Source organism: Marinobacter confluentis (assembly GCF_004785685.1).
In the GTDB taxonomy this organism is placed as follows: Bacteria; Pseudomonadota; Gammaproteobacteria; order Pseudomonadales; family Oleiphilaceae; genus Marinobacter; species Marinobacter confluentis.
On record NZ_SRPF01000041.1, the window covers coordinates 1 to 317 of the forward strand.

1 pseudogene is annotated in these 317 nt (G+C 59.0%); it reads left to right on the plus strand.

Features of this window, described 5'->3' with window-relative positions:
• A pseudogene (locus tag E5Q11_RS17470) lies at positions 1-317 on the plus strand (hypothetical protein); the annotation flags it as partial.

Sequence of the window (317 nt, forward strand, 5' to 3'; positions counted from 1 at the left end):
AAGCCATTGCCGCAGAGCGCAACCGCCTGGAAACCACCCGGATTCATCCGGGTACCGCTGCTGGCGAGACCGCCAACAGCTTCCTGCGCCAGCTCATGACCCGTGACCAGTCTCTGGCGGAACTGCTGCGCCGCCCGGAAATCAACTATCACCACATCGCAGATATGGCAGATGGACAGGCAGAGGATTCGAACGTCGCCGATCAGGTAGACCGAACTGTCAGGGTCAATGTAGGTCGACCAGAAACCAACGGTGCGATCCACATTCTCGAACGCCGGTACGCATTGATCCGTTTCAGCATCACGCTCAACCGCCCT